Origin of the sequence: Candidatus Thiodiazotropha sp. CDECU1 (assembly GCF_963455295.1) — a bacterium.
In the GTDB taxonomy this organism is placed as follows: Bacteria; Pseudomonadota; Gammaproteobacteria; order Chromatiales; family Chromatiaceae; genus Thiodiazotropha.
In genome coordinates, this window is the sequence record NZ_OY734020.1 from 3,076,949 (window position 1) to 3,094,720 (window position 17,772).

Genomic DNA, 17,772 nt, shown 5'->3' on the forward strand with positions numbered 1-17,772 from the left:
AAAAATAAAGTCGCAGCTGCATTTACTCAATCACCATCCAGGCTGTTAAAGCCAAGGGATAGACCCAGCGCCCTGGGCAGCCGGGTGGCGATCAGACGTTTGAGGGCACGACTGTCATCAAGCAACTGCTGCAGTCTGCCGTGGTCTTGCGAGCCTTTTTGTATTTCATAGAGCGGCAGCTCGATCTTTTCCGCACTGAGTAAGGCCTTGTTGAATCCACTACGAATTTCAGCATCCAGCACCCTGTCCGCCACCGCCGCTGAGAAACCGACCCGATACAACTCCTCGCTGGCCTTAAGGTTCAGCCGGATGTTGCGCAATGAACGACGGCTGCGCCATGACTCGGCGCGGCGTAGCCTGTAACCCTTCATGGGGCGCAGCAGCTTGTTGTCGACGATGACCTGCAACTGAGTATGGAGATTGTTGAGCAGGCGGCTGCTCACCTCTTCGCTGCTTTCAAAATAGTCATTGCCCTGCTCCGCACCCAGTACCAGATCAGCATATGCCACATCGCCCGGCAGCCAATCCTCGACCACGCCGGATGACATGTGTGCGATATTCCGGGCAATGGCCATAACCAACTCGCAGCGATAGCTGGCTGTATCGCCGGATGTAAACTCAGCCAGCTGCAACTCGGCGGGAAACAGCAGGCGCTCCAGGCTGGTGAAACCCTGTACCGCCACACTGATATGAGGAAAACGATCCGGCAACAATATTCCCCTATCCTGTTTAGCCAACAGCTGGCGTAACTGTTTGGCGCCGGTGCCGTGTTTGTCCGGCCACAACTGGTAACGGTTGTAGCGCAGATACATCTCCACCGGGCCGAAACGCATGTGCTGGATGCCCATCCAGTCATCCATGGCTGCATGGTAGGCCCCGCGCAGTTGCTCCAACGCTTGCAAATCCGGTGCCTTGCAGAACCGGGTGGCCCGTCGCGAAAGCATCCTGCCGCTCTCGGCCAGACGTTCATAACGGGGCAGCAGATGTTGATCCAGGATTACCCGGTTGGCCGCCTGCCAACCCGTATCGGCACCCCTGCTGTTACTGCTCAATAGCAATCCCAGCAATGCGCCTGTGAGGAGTACGGGTGTAATAAAACTATTTCGGTACATACCCAGTCTCTATAGGGATTGAATAAATCGAATCAGTTCGGCACGCTGCAAACGGCTCATCGCCGCCACTTTGTCCCGGGAGGCCTGTGCCTCGCCGCCATGCCAGAGGATCGCCTCCAACACTGTCCGCGCACGACCGTCATGGAGGAAGTAACGGTTACCGTTCACGGTTGCACTCAGGCCTATACCCCAGAGCGGCGCAGTACGCCATTCGCGCCCGCCGGCCTCCCCTTCCGGACGCCTGTCCGCCAACCCATCGCCCATGTCATGCAGCAACAGGTCGGTATAGGGCCATATCAGCTGACCGGCATGTTCCGGATCGATGGTCTCTTCTGCAGTGATATATTTCGGCTTGTGACAGTCGATGCAGCCAGTCTCATAGAAGAGCTGCTTGCCCCTGAGCACCTCCGGTGCTCCCGCTTCACGCCGTTGGGGGACGGCCAGGTTACGGCTATAGAGGGCCGTCCAAGCGGTGGTCTGAGAAGGGGTTTCGAGGTTTTCATACTGGGCCGAGTTGCCGTTGGGCGCCTCCTGGCATGCCGTCTGACGTTGAGTACAGTCACCGGATGCATCCCGGTGCAAAGGGACAGAGATACCAATATCTGCGAAAAAGGCGCTCTGGGACTGCTCATCCACGGTTGCGGTGCCGGCCTTCCAGCCAAAACGACCCGGCACCACCCTGCTGTAGTGAAAACTCCAGACCCGGTTCAGCCTGCCGGAGATGCCATCACCATCCCGATCATCGGGATCGGCATTGGCCTCAAGATCCGACACCTTTATGGCTTCCAGCAGACCCAGGCCGATCATCTGCGGCGCGATACGTGGAGAGATCATGGTATCGGGCTGCATGGCGCCGTAACCCAGATCCCTAATGGTGTAACTAGGTTTACGCAGCCATACCTTTTCGTTATCGGCCAGGACGACTTCGATCTCTTCATAGTCGATTCTCACCTGACCCTCTGCCGTGAGTCCCCTGACGGCGAAATTCTGCAGCTGACTACCGTAAGTGGGTTCCGGAATGGTACTGACCATATGCTTGTTCAGTTGTGTTCGCTGGAGTTCATCCCGGGGTGGGACGCTCAAATGCAGCACAAAGGAGTTGGCGCTGCCACCATCATCTTCCAGGGGGCGTCCCCGGCCGTTGCCCTTGTGACAGAGCAGGCAGGCACGCGCATTGAACAGGGGGCCGAGTCCGTCGGCCGCCTGGGTGGCGGTGGGTGCGGAGACCCATAGACGTTTAAACATCGCCTTGCCCAGGGTGAAGTCGAGCCGTCGCTCAACACTCATGTTGGCCGAGGGATGTGAGAAGGCCCGCTTATCCGCCGCCATGGAATGGGTGGCGGCGCCACCGGGATAGATCTCATCGACTTCCGGCTTGGAAAAGTCCGTGGTTGGTCTGGTCAGATCCACACCACCGGCAGCGGCAACTGCATAGATCAGCAGCGCGAGAGCAACAAGCATGTATTGGCTGGGTTTCACTATTGGCCTGGCTGACAGATCGCCGACAGGGGCGGTATGGATGACTACTCAAACACCTTGTTCGGTGCATCCAGGCTGTCGGATCCCTCGAAGGCAATCGGCGTCAGATCGAGTACGGCAACCGCTCTCTCTATCCCCTTGGTCTGGGCAACCAGTGCATCGACCGCAGCCAATACCTTGGCGTTGCCCGCCTTGTTGCCCTCAGCGATAAGCTGATCGTAGGCGACCCCGTCTTTCTCGGCACTGTCCACCAGGGCCTGCATCCTGGTCAGGGTATGATCCAACTGATCCTGTAGCGCTTTATCGATGGATGGATTTTTAGCAGCCACCAGGTCTGACATGCTTGGTCCGCTGATCCTGCTGCCATTGATGCGGGTATAGCTCCCGGTGTAGACATTTTTCACGCCCAGGGCATCGTAGTAGTGGGACCAATGGGTGTTGTCGCTGAAACAGTCATGCTCCTCCTCCGGATCATGCAGCATCACACCCAGCTTCATGCGTTCACCCGCCAGCTCACCATAGGACAGGCTGCCCATGCCAGTGAGGATGGTGCCTATACCTTTAAGGGGGTTACCCCTGGAGAGCGCGCTCCGTGCCTCGCCACCCGGTGCCCACTGGGCAGTCATCCAACTCAACTCATCAATCAACAGCTCGGTTGTGGCAGATAGATAGGCGGCTCGACGTTGGCAGTTGCCCGATGTGCAGTTGGCGCTATCGAAATCACTCGCGGGGCGTGTCCCTGCACCGGGACCGTTGCCATTCAGGTCCTGACCCCAAAGCAGAAATTCGATGGCATGGTAACCGGTGGCCACGTTGGCCTCGATCTCATCCAACTCATGCAGGGTCTCAGCCAGCAGCTGCTTGGTGATCTTAGTGGCATCGATCTCCCTGCCCCCCACCTTGATCCGCTTATGGGCAATGATATTCGCGGTGTAGTAGGGATTCTCGTCGGATTCGTCACCGTAGCTGGCGGCGACATAATCGATCAGGCCCTCATCCAGCGGCCATGCGTTGACCTTGCCCTCCCAGTCATCAACGATGGGGTTGCCGAAACGGTAGGCTTCAGTCTGCTGATAAGGGATGCGAGCGTTCTTCCATGCCTCCTTCGCAGCAGCGAGGTTGGCCTCACTGGGCTCGGAGACCAACTCATTGACACTTTTCCGCAGTATCTTGGCGGTGATCAAGGAGTCCTGGTACATGGCATGGGCCAGGTCGGCATAGTGAGACAGTACAGCCTTTTCATCGGGGGCTGCCCATGCAGGAGAAACCAAGACCATACTCGCAACCAGAAACAGGAGTGTTTTCATCATCATATAACCTCTGAAATGATAAGTGCTGGGCTGGCTTGCGTAACGCTGGCTTACCGTTAATGTCTATGTGTAGATGCAACTATTTAGTGAGGATCAACTTGCCATATCGTGTGATCTTCAGCTGATACTCACTACCCTTATGCATGATCACTAACCGACTTTGCCCCTGAAACAGGTCGGTACTATTCAACCGAATAGGAAGATTGGAAGTCTCCGCTTTTATGGGCCTGGTGGGGGAGTCACCACTGGAAAAGCTCATCTGAAATCACCTTGTTGCCTTAAATTAAATGCGAATGATAATGATTTTTATTTGCAAGTCAACAAATTTATCCGAATTTGTTGCCATCGGGAGAATGAAATTGGTTTATTGCTTGAATTTTTATTGATAATGATTATTATTTGTATTTAAATGTCTGACGACAGTGTTATTCATTGAGCGCGGGGCCAGTAAGCTCAACACCCGGTTCTGAGCGTTGTTGCGCTGTCCAGGACAAGTCATCGTTATTGAATCAAGGCAATCAACTAGTACCAGGTAGTTGAATATTATTAATCTCCGGATTAGCAAGCGATAAGCCTTCCATCGATAGGCAGCCAGCCAAACTGGACTCAGTGTTACAGCATGGAGGTAGGTATGGCTGCAATGAAAGTTGAATCTCTACTCGACATATATCTGCAAATTGATGCGGAGATCCTCCTCTCCCGTATCGGCTTTCTCATATGGCGTTACCAAATATCCCGTTCAAGGAGAATGGCCTGTGCCGTTGTCCGTCACATAGAGGCACTGTGTCACCATCCTGAATTCGATTCCTCCACCACTCCCTATTGCGGCTACCACCGTTCGTTAAATCATTGGCGCTTGCTGGCTGGAGAAACCCATGCTTTGGTGGAAACCGCCTAATAGATATGTGCCTGGATTACCTAAAAGCGAAACGTCATTCCCCTCCAAATCAAAGACGGCGTAAGCTGTGGGAGCTCGAGGAGCGCCTCCACTGCCCGGTGATAGGCACCTGTCTCAGCATCGATGATCTGAAACGGGTGTTTCGCCAATCCGGTGTGACGATGGAGGCGAAAGCCAGCGATTTTGACTATCACGTCACCCTGGCCCATGCTGCAAGTGAGAAGTCACGTGTAACCAAGAACCTGCAAAAAATGTTGGACAAACGGTTCACTCGTCATATCAAAAGCATCTCCAAGGTGAACTGCGAGATGGAACTGGCGGCACACTGGGAACAGGCCCTGGCAGATGATGAGATACCGGGCATGTTGTGGGCGCTGGTAACCCACCCCGCCTCAACCAAGACACTCTCGAACCAGGTATATGGGGAGGTTCACATGCTTTCCCATCTTTCAGGCCGCTCCCATCGCAAGGCCCTGGCGCAAATTCCCCTGCTTGAGGCGGAACGGGATTCCCTGGAGGAGATGCAGAAGAAACAACGCGCCATCAATGATGAACAGCTGGCGGAACGGGATCTACGCATCAAAGAGTTGGAACAGCTGGTCACCAAGTTGCGTCAGGAGTTGACAGCCAGGGAGACGAAACAGACCAATCCCGAATCGTCCGTATTGCAAGATACACTGCAGCGTCAGCAGCGTAGAAACCAGTGGTTGACCAAGACTCTGGCAGCGACCAGACAGGAGCTCGATGAAGAGAGCGAAAGGGTCAGGGCGATGCAAGAGCTGTTACAGGAGAGTCGCGAGCAGTTGTCTGTCAATGAGAAGAACCTGGCTCAGTTGATGGAGCGTTTCAGACATGACCGCCTGCAGGCACCGAGCCTGCCAAACCTTGCAGGACGCAGGGTGGTCTATATTGGTGGGCGCCGCTCGCTGGCACCCCACCTACGCTCCTTGGTGGAGGGGTGCCAGGGGGACTTCATCCATCATGACGGCGGGGTTGAGGATAGCCGCGCCAATCTGGACAGCAAGTTAGCTGGCGCCGATATGGTGTTTTGCCCCATCGATTGTGTCAGTCATGACGCCTGCCTGCGGGTAAAACGCTGTTGCAAACGCACCAATGCCACCTTTGTACCGCTGCAAAGCTCGGGGGTGTCAAGTCTTCTCAATGGATTGCAGAAAGTGACCAAACAGTTGGCGTAAACAGAAAATCCCCCACAATCATTGGCAGGGATCCAGCATGCGAATCACATCTGGGATTGGAGATAGTTTGGTAAGCCGATTTTGTCGATCAGCCCCAGCTGTTTTTCCAGCCAATATGCATGATCCTCTTCTGTATCCTCCAACATCACCTCCAGGATCTCACGGCTCTGAAAGTCCCGTTCTGTTTCGCAGACAGCAATCGCTTCTTTCAGGGCGGCGATGACTTCATACTCTACATCCAGATCGTATTTCAGCATGGAAGGCACATCACTGCCGATACGAAGACCGTCCTGTGCGGAGAGATCGGGGGTGGTTTCCAGAAACAGCAAGCGTTTGATCAATGCATCGGCATGCTGGGTCTCATCTTCCATCTCGTGGTTGATCCGTTCGTAGAGCTTGCTGAGTCCCCAGTCATCGTACATACGGGAGTGGGTGAAGTACTGGTCTCGGGCGGCCAGTTCACCACGCAGTAATTTTTGTAGCTGCGCAATTACTTTTTGATTACCTTTCATGTGGATTCTCTCCGCTAGATTTGTGACTGAAGATAGTTTTGCAGACCGCTCTTATCGATCAGCCATTGCTGAGCCTCGAGCCAGTCGATATGTTCCTCTGTCTCCTCCAATATCTTTTCGAGGATCTCTCGAGAGGCATAGTCCTGGGCCTTTTCACATGTCCCAATGGCCTCCACAAGCACAGCTCGCACCTCCGACTGAAGCATCAGATCGTTGCTCAGGATCTCAGGTACATCCTCACCAATGTAAAGTTTGCCAAGGTCCTGTAGATTAGGCAGTCCTTCCAAAAGCAGTATCCGCTCAATCAGATCATCCGCCAGCTTCATCGCCTGAATGGAGAGTTTGTATTCGTGTTGATTGAGGGAAGTCAGCCCCCAGTTCTTGATCATGCGCGCATGTAGAAACAACTGATTTATGGTTGTGAGCTGCCCATTCAATACAGCATTGAGTGTTTGATTGATTACCGGATCGACCTTCATTAGTTACCCCTGCTTTTCATCTATACACGCTCATGGAGAGAGAAAAGAAATCAGTATGCTACTCAGAATTGCAGTACTGACTCAGCTTGAATTTCTGTTCTTGTAAATGATAATGATTTGCACTAGTATTTGCAATAAATAACGGATCAGCGAACGGGAAAGGCTAAATTTATGTACATTTGTGTCTGTCACGCGATTACAGATAACGACATCAGGAATGCAGCGGGAAACGGTATCTCATCCTTGGAAGCATTGAGCGATGAGCTCAAGGTGGGCACTTGTTGCGGCCGCTGCAAAGAGTGCGCGAACAAGGTATTACAGCAATCATTGATGGAGAGCTGCAGCATGGGGTATTGCAATATGGGAAGCGCCGCATGAAACCGGATTCATACAGCAAAGCACGGAATTCGCCCCAGATGCACACCTTTTTGATTCGACTATTCCGCTATATGTCACCACCCACGAATATTAAACTGCGACATCGCAGTCTTATCCGAAAATTGGCAAATCAGCGTTGATATATCCTGCTGGCATAGGTAGCCAGGGATGCAAGTCTATCCATCATCCCGAATATCGTTGTCGATAAGCTACCCTGCAGGGATTTCGTGAGCTTGAAAAAAGCACAAAAAAAAAGCCCGCCAATGGCGGGCTTTTCTCTCGATCCCGATGCGTTATTAGATTGACTGGTAATAGTCGATCAGGATCTGCGCCACTTCGGGGCGTGAGAACTCCTTGGGTGGAGCTTTACCCTGCCCCAGCATCTCCCGCACCTTGGTGCCGGAGAGGAGGACGAAGTCCTCTTTCTCGTGATCCGGGGCTTCGCACATCATCACTACCTTATCCAGCTTCTTCGACCAGGCGGTGTGGTCGGCCTTGAAGATCTCGATCTCCAGGGCGCCGGCAGGCACCTCATCCTCGAAGATGGTCTGGGCGTCGAAGGCGCCGTAGTAGTCACCCACACCGGCATGGTCACGACCGATGATGAAATGGGTGGCCCCCATGTTCTGGCGGAAGTAGGCATGCAGTACCGCCTCACGGGGTCCGGCATAGAGCATGTCGAATCCGTAACCGGTGACCATGGCGCTGTTGGGTGGGAAGTAGAGCTCCACCATCTTGCGGATCGCCGCATCACGGACCGGTGCGGGGATATCACCCGGCTTCAGCTTACCCAGCAGCATGTGGATCACCAGGCCGTCGCAGCCGAGTCGATCCATCGCCATGTGGCAGAGCTCCTCATGGGCCAGATGCATCGGGTTACGGGTCTGGAAGGCGACGATCTTTTTCCAGCCATGCTCCTGAATCTCGTTGCGAATCTCCACCGCGGTACGGAAGGTATCGGGAAAATCGCTCTGGAAATAGGAGAAATTGAGTACCTGGATAGGACCGGAGACGGCGATCTTTCCCTGGCCGTTGAATGCCGCCACGCCTGGATGCTCGCTGTCGTCGGTGCGATAGACCTTGTCGGTCATGATCGCCATCTGTTGGTCGCTCACCTCTTCGATGGCCTCGATATCCATCACCGCCAATACCGGATTGCCCTCCACGTTCGGATCCCTGAGGGCGATCCGTTTGGCATCACCAATGGCATCGGTACTCTCCAGCAGGCAGAGCACAGGCACCGGGAAGAAGCTGCCGTCCGTCAGGGTCATCTTTTCCGCGGCACCCATGGCATCGGCTACGGTCATGTAACCTTTCAACGGACTGAAATACCCCGCCCCCATCATCACCGCGTTGCCGGCGGCCTGAGAGCTGATCACCACCGACGGCAGGGATTCAGCCTCATGGGTGAGTTTGTGATGGGTATCGGGATCGTAGACAAACAAAGGTTGTAGTTCCGCGGAACCGACTGGGTTGATCATGACGTTTCGTCTCCTTCGTTGATCGCTTAATCAGTTTGACCGGCCCAGTCAGAGAGTACCAAGCCTGCCCTAAGCCTTTACTAGTGAGTCAGTTATCTCATCCGCTTCTGCAGAAAAGCTCATGAGGGAATTTGGAAAAACCTAATAACTAACTGTTTTTATTAATAATATTTGATATGCTTCGTGCCGAGCATATTTCAAACAGGCAATACACTACCACAACGAGGAGTTATCCAACCCCATTAATTTTTTATGTGCTCAGTAAAATATCTGCTTTCCAAGGATTGGCATACTTCCCTCCGCGCCAAAGCCGCAAGTGGCACACTAACCGGGTTTGCCGGCAAGCAGATCGGGCAGCCCACTGCTACGTTGCATGGGGTGGGCGATCGCCGCTTCGAAGATCCCATCATCACCGACCAGGGTGAACCGCTGCTTCGAGCGGGTGATCGCGGTATAAACCAGTTCGCGACACAACACCGGATTCCACTGATCCGGTAGCTGCAGTGCGACCGCCTGAAACTCCGATCCCTGACTCTTGTGTACCGTTACCGCGTATACCGTCTCGCAATGGGGCAACCTGGCGGGTGAGATCCATCGGGTCTGACCATCACTGCCCTGAAAGGCCACGGCCAACTCATGCTTCTGTTCAGGATGGGGCAGGACTATGCCTGTCTCACCATTATAGAGATTGAGCTGATAGTCATTGCGCGACAGCATCACCGGTCGCCCCGGATACCAATCGTTGTGATCCTCGATATGCCCGCTCCTGATCAGTTCCCGGGTGATGGCGCTGTTCAAAGCATTGACGCCGAACGGACCCTCGCGCAGCACACAGAGTAGGCGGAATTCATACAGCAGGGCGAACAGGGCGTGCACAGGCGCCCCCGCCCTGACCGCCTGAAACAGCCTGGTAAAATGAGTTGCAACCAGGGTGGTCACATCAGTACCGGGCTCTATCCGGCCTACTTCATCACCACCATGCTGTAGCAGCTGTCGCGCCCCTGGCGCGTCACCTCCATTGACCGCCTTGGCCAGCTGTCCCAAGCGGCTCTCGGGATCGAAGCGAAAACTCTGTTTCAGCTCGATAACACTGTTTCTCAGCTCACTGGTAGACGCCTCCCCGACCCTCACCGGCTGCATGGTGATCTCCCTCAATTGTCGTGCGAAGTCATCATCCGGCCCATCGCACCCGGCACACAGATCGCCCATCACCGACCCCGCCTCCACCGAGGCCAGTTGATCCCGATCTCCCAGCAGCACCAGGCGCGCAGTGTCAGGCAGGGCCTGCAGCAGTTTGGTCATCAGTGCCACGTCCACCATGGATGCCTCATCCACGATCACCACATCCAGCAGCAGGGGATTTTCCCGATGGTGGCGAAAACCGGTGCCGGATCGATGCATGCCCAGCAGTCGATGCAGGGTCGATGCCTGTTCCGGTATCGACGCCAACTGCTGTTGTGAGAGGGGAACTGAGACCTTGGCCTGCTGGATCGCCTGCTGCAAGCGGGCCGCGGCCATGCCTGTGGGCGCAGCCAGGGCGATGCGCAACGCCTCGCCACCTGGCAGCTGGCGCAACAGTGCCAGCAGGCGAAGCACAGTGGTGGTCTTACCGGTACCCGGTCCACCGGAAATGATGGTGAGGGGGCAAAGGATGGCTGTGGCAACGGCAAGTTTCTGCCAATCGATACCCGACTGACCGTCAGGAAACAGCCTCCCTAAGGCCTGCTTGGCCCCCTCCCGGTCAACCTCATGCGCGACACTTCTGGCACGTTGCAGCAGGGAATGCCCCAGACGCTGCTCATAGTCCCAGTAACGATGCAGATAGAGCCGGTTCCGGGTGTCGAGAATCAGGGGCTGCCATGCACCGGGTTGACCGATGATGCCGCTTTGATGCAACTCGGCCTTCCACTCCGCCAATCCTGGGGCCTGCATCCTTATCTCCGGATCATCGAAAAGCGTGTTCCCTGCAACTTCGTTCAGATCGAGACAGACATGCCCGTCACCGGTGGCCCGGCTGGTGAGTGCGATCGCCAGTGCGAGGGATTGTGATGGGACCGCTGCCTCTGACAGCAGATACTCGGCAAGATGCAGATCAAGATTGTTGAGCAGCTTGTGCCGGTGCAGCGCGCGTAACAGGGTATCAGGACGACTCATCGCTGTGCGCCTCGATCAACTGGTCCAGGGCCTCTATGAAATCGACTGAGGGCCGTTCAGCCACCACGCCCAGACGCGCCCCGCTACGGGGTTGCATGCCACGCAGAAACAGGTAGTAGACACCTCCAAAATGGCGCTCATACTCATACTCGGGAAGACGCAGCTTGAGATAACGATGCAAGGCCAGGGTGTAGAGCAGGTACTGCAGGGGATAGTGGTGCTCGATCATCGCCGCCATCAAGGCCCGGGGATGGTAGTCGCTGTAACCCTTGCCCAGCCAGTTCGACTTATAGTCGGCCAGATAAAAACAACCATCCACCTCGAAGATAAGATCGATATAGCCCTTGATATAACCATCCACCACAGTGGCGTGGAGTTTGCCAAGACCGTCGATCAGTCCATCGACATTGGAGAAACGGTGCTGTTGCGCCAGTGCCGCGATCGCCTTCGGCTGCAGGGATCGGGCCGGGAAATAGAACTCCATCTCATTCAACCGTTGCTCCGATCCAATCCGACTCAGGGTCAAGCCTGCTACATTGATGGGTGTCTCCACGACCTCTCTCAACCACGCCACCACCACACTCGTCCAACGGCTGTCGATGGCATGCAGCAGCAGCTTCTCCTCCACCAGGGCCTCCACCGTCTTCCCCCCGGTCTGGGTGAAGTCCAGCTCCTCCAGGATCCCATGCAGGCAGCTGCCGGGCCTCGAGCCGCGGGGGAAGCCATGTACGTTTAATCCCTGACTGGTATCTTGCGGCTGGTTGAGGATCGCTGCCGGGGCATCGTAATCGGGTCTGTCTTCATGCTGTCCCGCCACCAGGGAGGAGAAACTGGCCACACTGCGCCGCGGGGTGATGGATGCGGAAAAACGTCTCGGCGGCAACAGTTCCGGCGGCAGGGACAGGCAGAGTTGTGCCGCCTCTCCCTGCTGGGGCAAGGCTGAGATATGGATGCTTCCCTGGCTGGCTGCGGCCAAGGCCTGTAACTGCTGCGCATCTTGCTCGGCAGTGAATCTCTTGAGCTGTTGCTGCCAATGCACCAGGGAGTGGGCACAATCAGCTTGATTGGTTGTGTGCAATAACCAGGCGAAGGCCGAGGGCCGGCTCTGCTTCAACCATCCCCAGGGCAGATAGCAGCGATAGCGGGGACGGGTCAGGGCCACATACAGCAGACGCAGGTTTTCCGCGAACACCTCCTCCCGGAAATAGGCCTGGTTGGCATAAAAGGCATCTGATCCCAGTTCCAGCACCGCGGCATAGTCTTCCTCCGGATCGTGGAAGAGAAAGGGTCTGTCGTCGGCCCTTGCCTCACCCTCATCCCAGACAAAGGGACAGAAGACGATGCCATATTCCAATCCCTTGCTATGGTGCAGGGTGTCGATCTTCACCAACTCCCCGTCGCTCTCCAATCGCAGCAGGCGCTCATCGTCCTGGGATGGAGACTGACACTGGCGGGCAAACCACTTCACCAACCCCTCCATGCCGGCATGGGCAGTGGTGTCATGTTGATGCAGCAGTTCCAGGAGATGATAGAAGTTGGTCAGGCGGCGCTCTCCGTCCCTGAACTCGAGGAGTCGGTTCTCTATGCCCATATCAATGGAGAGGGCCCTGATCATGGCCATGAAACCCTTGTCCCGCCAGGCGCGGTGATAGTGGTAGAAACGGTTGAACATCCTGTTTTGCAACCCATCGTCCCGGTTCAACTCATCGATGGTGGCGCCGTCCCAACCCAACATGGATGTTGCCAGCGCGGCTCGAACCAGCTGCCCCCGGTGGGGCTCCAGCAGGGCGATCAGCAAGCGTTGCAACTGCTCTGCCTCATGACTCCAGTAGACACTCTGCTGACTGCCGTGAACCGCGGGTATGCCATACACCCGCAAGGCGTGTGCTATGCGTGAGGCCTGATCATGGGTACGCACCAAAACGGCGATATCACCGCCGCACAGGGGTCTCTCTCCGATATGCGCCTGATCCTGGGCAGATAAGGTCAACAGGCGGGCGATCTCAGCGGCGGTGGCATCCGCTACCGACTGGCGGATCGCTTCGATCCCCGCCTGTTGGTCGAAGCCGAGCTGCCAGATCTGGAATGGTGCCTGGTTACCGTGCTTGATCTTCAATGGGGGCAGCTCCCGGTCCGCCGCCGCGACCGCTTCGAAACCGATGCGCGGCTCGAAGAATGGCCGCTGGGATCGGCCGAACAGGGTATTCACCGCCTGTACCAATCCGGGCGTGGAGCGCCAGTTGATGTCCAGGGTATGGTGGGTCGCGCCTGTCTCCTCCCTGGCGCGCAGATAGGCGAACAGATCGGCGCCGCGGAAACTGTAGATCGCCTGTTTTGGATCCCCCACCAGAAACACCGGTTGCCGGCTGTCGCGGTAGATTTGACTGAGGATCTGATACTGTACCGGATCGGTGTCCTGAAACTCGTCCACCAGGGCAGCGGCATAGCGGCTGCGCAACAGGCCCGCCAAGTGGTCACCACTCTGCACCTGCAAGGCGGCGTGCAGTTGCAGCAACAGGTCGTCATAGGACCACTCCCCCGCCTCGGCCTGACGTCGCGGCAACTCAACCAGAAGATAGTCATGGAATGACTTCTGCCAGGCCACCAGGACCTTGTCGAAGGCGTCGGCGCACTGTTCTATGCTGGCAAGATAACGGGAAAAAAGAGCAAAGAAGGGGTGTTGAGGGGCCACCTGGCCTGGTTTCACCGCCGCCTCGATACTCTCCGGTGTAAACCGCTCGGCCTTATCGAAGGGCCTTGCATAGGGCGTCCCCAGCAGCCATTGATCCATTTTCGCACCCCAGCCCTCTACCCAGACCTGGCGGTAGACATTCCCCTTCATCACCTGGCTGTCGCCCAGCAGGGCGAGGATACGATTGCGTTGATCCTGCCACAATGCATTGACTTCGGAGCGCAGCTCAAGGGCCTGCTGTTCCAGTTCCTGCAAGCCTTCGGGCCAATCTCTGGCCCTGACCCCCAGATAGGGCTTGCCCAGTGCGGGACCCAGGCGATAGAGCAATGTTTCGGGACTATCGATCGCGTTGCGCAGGGCCTGAAGCAGCTGATCGGGCAGCCGGTTGATCTCGCGTCGCCAGAAATCGTCCGCAATCTGCAGCAGCCGATCGGCCTGGTCCGGCACCAGGTCGGTGTTAAATCCCTGCCCGGTCTCAAACGCCTGCTCGGTCAATACCCGTTGGCAAAACCCGTGGATGGTATAGATCGCCGCCCGGTCGAAGCTGGCGATGGCCAGGTCGAGGCGCCTGCGCGCCCGCTCCCTAGCCTCTATCTTGTCATGGATGGCCTGCAGCAGGGGGTCCTTGCATTCAGCGCCGCTGAACAGCGACCGGGCCTCGATCAGCCGCTGGCGGATGCGTGTTTTCAGTTCCGCCGTTGCCGCCTTGGTGTAGGTCACCACCAGGATCCGTTCCGGGCCATAGTCCTGTTCCAGCAGCAAGCGCAGATAGAGACCGGTCAAGGTGTGGGTCTTGCCGGTGCCGGCACTCGCCTCCACCAGATTGAAGCCCTGCAGGGCAACCGATTCGATCTGCATGCTCATCCGTGCCACTCCAGATGTTCCATGAGGGGTTGCAGGATCTCACTACTGGTGGCAAAAAAAGTCTCATCCAGGGCAGGCCGGTCCGGCAACAGCAGGCGATGGTAGGGTTTATCCACATCACCGGTTTGAAACCGATTGCCAAACCAGCGCTGTTGCGCCCCCTTGCGGGCCTTCTCCTCATCACCCTGCCGCAGCTTCTCCTGGTAGATCCATGCCGTTGCGGGAAAGAACGTCAGGGGAAGATGCAGCCCCTGACGATAGCGTTGCAACAGGATCTCCAGGTGATCCATGGCCCTCTCGGCCGGCCTGAATTGACCGCTCCTCTCCCCCTCGAGCAGCCGTGTCAGCGGCTTGATGTCGGGAGGGTTGAGGGCGTTCAACAATAGATGCCGAATCCAATGCCTGAGCATCTGGTAGGGGTAGAGGCGATCCGTGCTATAGACCAGCAGCCCTCCCTGATTGACAGCGTGCAAATGGCCAACCAGATGCTGTTCACCGAAAAGGAGATCAACCTCCAGGGGTTGCAGTGAATCGCCCTTATCGAGGGAATGAACACGCTCAGCCATTGCCGTGGCCCGCATCTGCATCTGTCTGAATATCTGTTCACCCACCTTCCCGTGGGGCAGGCGTCCACGCGCACGTAATCGCTGATAAAGGTCCTCAGGGGTCTGCTCAGCCAGCAAGGCCTCCACCAGCTCATGTTCCAGTCCCATCTGGTCGAAATGATCAAGGGAGAACTGTTCCCGCTCCTCAGGTAACTGGTCTGCCTGGTTGATTTCCAGATTCAAGCGGTTCTCGGCAAACCCCCGTAGCGGATTGGTGAAGAAGTGGAGCAACTGCTGCAGATCGATCTGCTTTTCGTCATCGGTATCGGCCAGGGGGGCTGGCACCAGAGGAAGGTCATCACGATTGCCGCGACCGACCCGCAGTGCAGCCTCGCGCATCTCTTCCGAATAACTGAAAAGAGCGCTGTCAGCAATAAAATAGTCCTGGGAGAAGGGCTGCAGGGGATGGTCGAAGGTGATCTGCTGCATGCCAGACTCGTCAACCATCTGCTGCAACGTGTCGCGTAACTCATCCACCACCACAGAGGGTGGGAGCAGACTGTTGTCGCGCTGGTTGCGGCCCACATAACTGATTATAAGACGATCCCGCGCTGAGATTATGGTCTCCAGGAAGAGGTAGCGATCATCCGCGCGTCGCGATCGGTCCCCGGCACGAAACTCATTACCCATCAGATCGAATCCCAGCTCCGGCTGCTGGCGGGGAAAGGCTTCGTCATTCATGCCGATCAGGGCAATCACACGAAACGGAAGACTTCGCATGGGAGCGAGGGCGCAGCAATTGACACCGCCGCCGAGAAAGCCCCGCTCGACTGCTTGGCTGAACATCTCCTGCAGGCGATAGCGAATCGGTGCGAAAGCCAGCTCCTGCTGGATTCCCCCCTGTTGCATCTCCTGGACCAATGCGTGAATCGTCTCTCTGACCGACTCGAGCAGTGACTCGCTCTCCTCATCGGCAGCGAAGAATTGCTCGGTAAGACCGATCAGTAACCTCATCCATGCCTGGGGTGAACGACTGATCGCGAGCTCATCCTGGAGCGAGAAAAGCGCATCACAGAAGGCCAACATCCCACCCAGCCATTGACTCTCCGAACCCTCCACCGCATCCAGGGGATAGTGTCGATGCCAAAGCTGTTCGGCATCTCCCGGCATCGCATAACCCAGTACCAGTTGCCACAACCCCTCCCGCCAGGTATTACCCGGGTCGGGCGGCAGTCCGAGGGAACGCTTGCTGTCCCCATCCCGCCCCCAATGGACAGCCGCCTGGGTCAACCACCGGGTGACCTGTTCGATCCCTGCTTCATCCAATCCGAAGCAGCGACGGATGGCCGGGTATTCCAGTAGGTTGAGCAGGCCGCCGACCGGGTAGCGGGACTCCGCCAATTGAACTATCTCAAGCAGCGCCGTTGCCAGGGGATTGCCCTGCAACAGACCGGCGCCACTGATCCTGAAAGGTAACTTCGGACGACTGCCGGGGGATGAGAAGTGGGCCTTGATCAGCGGCGCGTAGCGATCGATATCCGGCGCCATCACCAGGATATCCGAGGCTGTCAGACCCGGCACTTCATCCAATGCCGCCAGCAGTTGATCGTAGAGCACCTCCACCTCGCGCATCGGGCTGTGGCAGCGATGCAAGCTAATGGAGCTGTCTGAGGAATCAACCGGTTTCGGTTCACTCAAGGTCAATATTTGATCCTGCAACTGATGTAACAGCAGATCACCCTGCCGTGGCTGGTACAGCTCTTCCCCACCCGGATCCATCTCATTGATTGCGGCAAAGAAGTCCCGCCCCTGCCGGCCCATTGTGGCGAGCAGTGGATTACCGACTTCCAGATAGAGCTCCTCTTCTCGCGAGCGCAGGGCCAGCCGCGCCTGTTCGGTGGGTGAGACGATATCTGCCCAGTGGGCCTCACAGGGATTGAGCAGAAAAAGATGCACATCGATCAGCGATGCAATGTGTCGAATGATCTCCAGGTAACCGGGGGATAGGGTCGGCACACCGAAAATGAAAATCCTTGGGGGCAGGGTCTCCTTGAATGAGGCTTTCCCTATCTGGCCCAACTGTAGCTGCAGGCTCACCCAATGGATTGCATCCTCCGCGACCAGATGACGCCATAGACTGGCCTGCCAACTGTCGCCCTCGGTAGCGGGCTCTCCCCGCTGCCACTTGGCAATCCAGTCTGGCCGGTAGATCAGATATCTGTCGAAGAGAGTGGCCAGCTGCTGCGCCAACTGAAAACCCTTGACATCGTCCGCGCCTGCCAGGTAGTTGCTGACCGATTGATCTACTTCTTCCCCATCAAGGGCCTCTAACAGGCAATAGATACGCCATGCCAGTCGCTGTGGCTGATAGCGATCACACTCCGGAACCTCCGGTAACAGGGTGTGGAACAGCTGCCAAATGAACGCCGCCGGCAAAGGAAAGGTCAGGTTGGCACAAATACCCAGGTGGCTGGCGATCTGTAGTGAGAGCCAACGCGCCATGCCCGGGTGTTGCACGATGACCTGCTCCTGGCGGAGCGGCTCAGCCGCCGGTTGGGCGAGTTGCGTGGCCAGGCGCGCGGCGAGGGATTCGAGGTGATTTGATTGGTAGAGCCTCAACATGAGGCCGTATTCTAACCTGTTTGGGACTCAATCACTGAGTCTCAATCATG

General features: G+C 56.6%; 13 protein-coding genes. 3 read left to right on the forward strand and 10 right to left on the reverse strand.

The genetic code is table 11. The features are described from left to right. Positions 1 to 26 precede the first annotated feature (26 nt). The 4 genes from R2K28_RS14000 to hemP all read right to left on the reverse strand — a co-directional run bounded on the left by R2K28_RS14000 (position 27) and on the right by hemP (position 4,160). Positions 27 to 1,112: an imelysin family protein gene (locus tag R2K28_RS14000; RefSeq protein ID WP_316365279.1), complete on the reverse strand. Its 1,086-nt coding sequence runs from the start codon at positions 1,110 to 1,112 to the stop codon at positions 27 to 29. A 9-nt stretch (positions 1,113 to 1,121) separates the two neighbouring features. Beyond that, complete coding sequence (locus R2K28_RS14005; protein WP_316365281.1) at positions 1,122 to 2,573, reverse strand: di-heme oxidoreductase family protein; 1,452 nt, start codon at positions 2,571 to 2,573, stop codon at positions 1,122 to 1,124. A 62-nt stretch (positions 2,574 to 2,635) separates the two neighbouring features. Next, on the reverse strand, positions 2,636 to 3,904 hold the full coding sequence (locus tag R2K28_RS14010) for an imelysin family protein (RefSeq protein WP_316365282.1): 1,269 nt from the start codon (positions 3,902 to 3,904) through the stop codon (positions 2,636 to 2,638). 76 nt (positions 3,905 to 3,980) lie between these two features. Then, positions 3,981 to 4,160 (reverse strand): hemin uptake protein HemP, encoded by a 180-nt coding sequence (gene hemP, locus R2K28_RS14015; RefSeq protein WP_316365283.1) that lies wholly within the window; start codon positions 4,158 to 4,160, stop codon positions 3,981 to 3,983. Positions 4,161 to 4,532: 372 nt separating this feature from the next. Here hemP and R2K28_RS14020 point away from each other — a divergent pair, with 372 nt between their 5' ends. Together R2K28_RS14020 and R2K28_RS14025 are read left to right on the forward strand one after the other, a co-directional pair. Further along, positions 4,533 to 4,799 carry an ATP dependent RNA helicase gene (locus R2K28_RS14020; protein WP_316365285.1) on the forward strand — a complete coding sequence of 89 codons (267 nt, stop codon included), beginning with the start codon at positions 4,533 to 4,535 and terminating at the stop codon, positions 4,797 to 4,799. A 5-nt stretch (positions 4,800 to 4,804) separates the two neighbouring features. Beyond that, the gene (locus R2K28_RS14025; protein ID WP_316365287.1) at positions 4,805 to 5,995 is read left to right on the forward strand and encodes a DUF2325 domain-containing protein; all 1,191 of its coding nucleotides are present in this window, start codon (positions 4,805 to 4,807) and stop codon (positions 5,993 to 5,995) included. Positions 5,996 to 6,039: 44 nt separating this feature from the next. On the opposite strand, the gene bfr (R2K28_RS14030) is transcribed toward R2K28_RS14025, so the two are convergent. Together bfr (R2K28_RS14030) and bfr (R2K28_RS14035) are read right to left on the reverse strand one after the other, a co-directional pair. Continuing rightward, positions 6,040 to 6,507, reverse strand: coding sequence for a bacterioferritin (bfr, locus tag R2K28_RS14030; protein WP_316365289.1), 468 nt, complete (start codon positions 6,505 to 6,507; stop codon positions 6,040 to 6,042). 14 nt (positions 6,508 to 6,521) lie between these two features. Then, the gene (bfr, locus tag R2K28_RS14035; RefSeq protein ID WP_316365292.1) at positions 6,522 to 6,986 is read right to left on the reverse strand and encodes a bacterioferritin; all 465 of its coding nucleotides are present in this window, start codon (positions 6,984 to 6,986) and stop codon (positions 6,522 to 6,524) included. A gap of 171 nt (positions 6,987 to 7,157) precedes the next feature. Between bfr (R2K28_RS14035) and R2K28_RS20470 the strand changes: the two genes are divergently transcribed. Further along, entirely contained in the window at positions 7,158 to 7,364 is a 207-nt protein-coding gene (locus R2K28_RS20470) for a (2Fe-2S)-binding protein (RefSeq protein ID WP_442871400.1), read from the forward strand. Positions 7,365 to 7,660: 296 nt separating this feature from the next. Here R2K28_RS20470 and sat read toward each other — a convergent pair whose 3' ends face one another. The 4 genes from sat to recC all read right to left on the reverse strand — a co-directional run bounded on the left by sat (position 7,661) and on the right by recC (position 17,722). Next, positions 7,661 to 8,845: a sulfate adenylyltransferase gene (gene sat, locus R2K28_RS14040; protein WP_316365296.1), complete on the reverse strand. Its 1,185-nt coding sequence runs from the start codon at positions 8,843 to 8,845 to the stop codon at positions 7,661 to 7,663. Positions 8,846 to 9,169: 324 nt separating this feature from the next. After that, complete coding sequence (gene recD / locus R2K28_RS14045; RefSeq protein WP_316365298.1) at positions 9,170 to 10,999, reverse strand: exodeoxyribonuclease V subunit alpha; 1,830 nt, start codon at positions 10,997 to 10,999, stop codon at positions 9,170 to 9,172. Continuing rightward, a complete protein-coding gene (gene recB / locus R2K28_RS14050; RefSeq protein ID WP_316365300.1) occupies positions 10,986 to 14,555 on the reverse strand; it encodes an exodeoxyribonuclease V subunit beta in 3,570 nt (1,189 codons plus the stop codon). Before recB ends, recD begins: the two co-directional genes overlap by 14 nt. Further along, positions 14,552 to 17,722, reverse strand: coding sequence for an exodeoxyribonuclease V subunit gamma (gene recC / locus R2K28_RS14055; RefSeq protein WP_316365302.1), 3,171 nt, complete (start codon positions 17,720 to 17,722; stop codon positions 14,552 to 14,554). Before recC ends, recB begins: the two co-directional genes overlap by 4 nt. Between the last annotated feature and the right edge of the window lie 50 nt (positions 17,723 to 17,772).

Excerpts from the sequence above, each read along its gene's own strand:
- hemP (WP_316365283.1), bottom strand. The coding sequence starts at position 4,160 with ATGAGCTTTTCCAGTGGTGACTCCCCCACCAGGCCCATAAAAGCGGAG.
- R2K28_RS14005 (WP_316365281.1), bottom strand. The coding sequence starts at position 2,573 with ATGCTTGTTGCTCTCGCGCTGCTGATCTATGCAGTTGCCGCTGCCGGT.
- recB (WP_316365300.1), bottom strand. The coding sequence starts at position 14,555 with ATGAGCATGCAGATCGAATCGGTTGCCCTGCAGGGCTTCAATCTGGTG.
- R2K28_RS14010 (WP_316365282.1), bottom strand. The coding sequence starts at position 3,904 with ATGATGATGAAAACACTCCTGTTTCTGGTTGCGAGTATGGTCTTGGTT.
- sat (WP_316365296.1), bottom strand. The coding sequence starts at position 8,845 with ATGATCAACCCAGTCGGTTCCGCGGAACTACAACCTTTGTTTGTCTAC.
- R2K28_RS14000 (WP_316365279.1), bottom strand. The coding sequence starts at position 1,112 with ATGTACCGAAATAGTTTTATTACACCCGTACTCCTCACAGGCGCATTG.
- recD (WP_316365298.1), bottom strand. The coding sequence starts at position 10,999 with ATGAGTCGTCCTGATACCCTGTTACGCGCGCTGCACCGGCACAAGCTG.
- recC (WP_316365302.1), bottom strand. The coding sequence starts at position 17,722 with ATGTTGAGGCTCTACCAATCAAATCACCTCGAATCCCTCGCCGCGCGC.
- bfr (WP_316365292.1), bottom strand. The coding sequence starts at position 6,986 with ATGAAGGTCGATCCGGTAATCAATCAAACACTCAATGCTGTATTGAAT.
- R2K28_RS14025 (WP_316365287.1), top strand. The coding sequence starts at position 4,805 with ATGTGCCTGGATTACCTAAAAGCGAAACGTCATTCCCCTCCAAATCAA.
- R2K28_RS14020 (WP_316365285.1), top strand. The coding sequence starts at position 4,533 with ATGGCTGCAATGAAAGTTGAATCTCTACTCGACATATATCTGCAAATT.
- bfr (WP_316365289.1), bottom strand. The coding sequence starts at position 6,507 with ATGAAAGGTAATCAAAAAGTAATTGCGCAGCTACAAAAATTACTGCGT.
- R2K28_RS20470 (WP_442871400.1), top strand. The coding sequence starts at position 7,158 with ATGTACATTTGTGTCTGTCACGCGATTACAGATAACGACATCAGGAAT.